Source organism: Stenotrophomonas sp. 05L44_2 (assembly GCF_056665995.1).
Map to the genome: position 1 here is coordinate 1 of NZ_JBFTNR010000524.1, position 2,957 is coordinate 2,957.

Here is a 2,957-nt window from a genome sequence, read left to right on the forward strand (position 1 = left end):
GTGGACGAGTTACCTACGCTACCTTGGACGGCAGCTGATAACGTACTTTGCTGCCCTCCAGTGTGATCCATTTCTTCTGCTGCAGTTGCTGGATGAGCGCAGTGACATCCTTTGCGGGAAGTGCCTTCTGAAACAGGCTGTTGATCGCGCAGGTGAGCGACTTCATTGAAGCCGGCCGCGCCTTGCCCTGCTTCACCAACACTGCATGTACGCGTTGCAGGCGCGCGTCGACACTCAACGCTGGCGGCTTGGCCTTCGATACGACCGGCGTCGGTGGCTTGGCCGGAGCCTGCTGCGTGCCACGGAGCATTGGCAGATCGGCAACGGATGCGCACCGCAGGACGTTGAGACGCCGCGATTGCAGGTGCGCCACCAGTGGATCGAAGCCGGTGTCCCTCGAAACGATCTGGAAGAATGCGCTGGGATCGACCGCAGCCATCTCGCCGATGTAAAAGGCGATATGGAAATCCAGCGCGTTCGACCCGCTACCATTGCAACGCACATAGCGTCCGTTGCCACCCAATGCCTGGACTGCCTCGGCAACATCCATGCTGATCCGCGATTGCGATGCGCCAACGAAGATCAGCACGGTGAAACCAGGGGCAACCAACTCCTTGAGAGACGGAGGCTGCACATTCTCGTAATCGATGAGCACGACGTTGCGAGCACGCGGCATATCCATATGCACCCCATTTACGATAGTCAGCCAGCGGCGGGCGGCGCCCTCACCGGACCTCTGAAATCTCCACGCCATCCAACCCCTGCGACAGGGTGCGGGCATCGCCGCCCTGGCTGAGCTTGATGCGCAGGCGCACTTCGTTCTGCGAATCGGCGTAGCGCAGTGCGTCCTCGTAGCTGATCTCACCGGCCTGGTACAGCTCGAACAGGCTCTGGTCGAAGGTCTTCATGCCCAGCTGGACCGATTCCTTCATCAGCTCCTTCAGCTTGTGGATCTCACCGTCGCGGATGTAGTCCTGCACCAGCGGCGTGCCCAGCAGGATCTCCATCGCCACCTTGCGCGAGCGGCCATCCGGCGAAGGAATCAACTGCTGCGCGACCACGCCCTTSAGGTTCAGYGACAGATCCATCAACAGCTGGTTGCGGCGATCTTCCGGGAAGAAGTTGACGATGCGGTCCATCGCCTGGTTGGCGTTGTTGGCGTGCAGCGTGCACAGCACCAGGTGACCGGTTTCAGCGAAGGCGATGGCGTGGTCCATGCCCTCGCGGGTACGCACCTCGCCGATCATGATCACATCCGGCGCCTGGCGCAGGGTGTTCTTCAGCGCGGCTTCCCAGCTGTCGGTATCGATGCCGACTTCGCGCTGGGTGATGATGCAGCCCTCGTGCTTGTGCACGAATTCGATCGGATCTTCGATGGTGATGATGTGCCCGGTCGAATTCTGGTTGCGGTAACCGATCATCGCTGCCAGCGAGGTTGATTTACCGGTACCGGTAGCGCCGACGAACAGGATGATGCCGCGCTTGGTCATCGCCAGCGTCTTGATGATCGGCGGCAGGCTCAGCTCTTCCACGGTGGGAATGCGCGTCTCGATGCGACGCAGCACCATGCCGACCTGGTTGCGCTGGTAGAAGCAGCTCACGCGGAAGCGGCCGACGCCGGACAGGCCGATGGCGAAGTTGCATTCGTGGGTCTTTTCGAATTCCTCGCGCTGCGCCGGCGTCATCACGTTCAGCACCAGGTCGCGGCTCTGCTGCGGCGTCAGTGGCGTCTGGGTGATCGGCGAAATCTTGCCGTTGACCTTGATCGCCGGCGGCATGCCGGCAGTGATGAACAGGTCCGAGGCGCGCTGGTGCGCCATCAGCTTGAGGAACGAGGTGAAATCGATGGTGGTCGCGGTGGTGTTCACGGCGGGCTCCCAATGGGGCATGTACCAGGAATCGGTCGGTGGAGGAAACAGCGCGGGGCCGGCGACGTATTCGCGCGCCCTGCCCCGCCATTGCCTCGCCTTACTCGAACAGACGCTTGTCCTTGGCGTATTCGCGGGCCTGGTTGCGGGTGATCAGGCTGCGCTTGACCAGGTCCTGCAGGTGCTGGTCCAGGGTCATCATGCCGTACTGCTGGCCGGTCTGGATGGCCGAATACATCTGCGCCACCTTGTCCTCGCGGATCAGGTTGCGGATGGCCGGGGTACCCACCATGATTTCCCACGCAGCGGTACGACCGCCACCGACCTTCTTCAGCAGCGCCTGCGAAATGACCGCGCGCAGCGATTCGGACAGCATCGAGCGCACCATCGGCTTCTCGCCGGCCGGGAACACGTCGATGATGCGGTCGATGGTCTTGGCCGCCGAACTGGTGTGCAGGGTGSCRAACACCAGGTGGCCGGTTTCSGCSGCGGTCAGSGCCAGGCGGATGGTTTCCAGGTCACGCAGTTCGCCGACCAGGATGATGTCCGGGTCCTCACGCAGTGCCGAACGCAGCGCTTCGTTGAAGCCGTGCGTATCGCGGTGCACTTCGCGCTGGTTGATCAGGCACTTCTGCGAGGTGTGCACGAATTCGATCGGATCCTCGACGGTGAGGATATGGCCGTATTCGTTCTTGTTGATGTAGTCGATCATCGCCGCCAGCGTGGTCGACTTGCCCGAACCGGTCGGGCCGGTCACCAGGATCAGGCCCTGCGGCTGCTGGATCACCTCGCGGAACAGCGGCGGGCAGGCCAGGTCTTCCAGGGTCAGCACTTCGGACGGAATGGTACGGAACACCGCACCGGCGCCACGGTTCTGGTTGAACGCATTGACACGGAAGCGCGCCAGCGACGGGATCTCGAAGGAGAAATCGACTTCGAGGAATTCCTCGTAATCGCGGCGCTGCTTGTCGGACATGATGTCGTACACCAGCGCGTGGACCTGCTTGTGGTCCAGGGCTGGAATGTTGATCCGGCGAACATCACCGTCCACGCGGATCATCGGCGGCAGACCTGCGGACAGATGCAGGT

3 protein-coding genes are annotated in these 2,957 nt (G+C 62.1%); all 3 read right to left on the reverse strand.

Annotation, left to right across the window (positions count from 1 at the left end; genetic code table 11):
* Positions 1-13: 13 nt before the first annotated feature.
* On the reverse strand, positions 14-682 hold the full coding sequence (locus tag AC1VAN_RS16835; RefSeq protein ID WP_152543319.1) for a PIN domain-containing protein: 669 nt from the start codon (positions 680-682) through the stop codon (positions 14-16).
* 43 nt (positions 683-725) lie between these two features.
* Positions 726-1,868, reverse strand: a complete 1,143-nt coding sequence (locus AC1VAN_RS16840; RefSeq protein WP_025874039.1) for a PilT/PilU family type 4a pilus ATPase — start codon at positions 1,866-1,868, stop codon at positions 726-728.
* A gap of 100 nt (positions 1,869-1,968) precedes the next feature.
* Positions 1,969-2,955 carry a type IV pilus twitching motility protein PilT gene (locus AC1VAN_RS16845; RefSeq protein WP_480986254.1) on the reverse strand — a complete coding sequence of 329 codons (987 nt, stop codon included), beginning with the start codon at positions 2,953-2,955 and terminating at the stop codon, positions 1,969-1,971.
* Between the last annotated feature and the right edge of the window lie 2 nt (positions 2,956-2,957).

Bases quoted from the DNA above. Each gene is read 5' to 3' on its own strand.
- AC1VAN_RS16835 (WP_152543319.1), bottom strand. From the start codon at position 682: ATGGATATGCCGCGTGCTCGCAACGTCGTGCTCATCGATTACGAGAAT.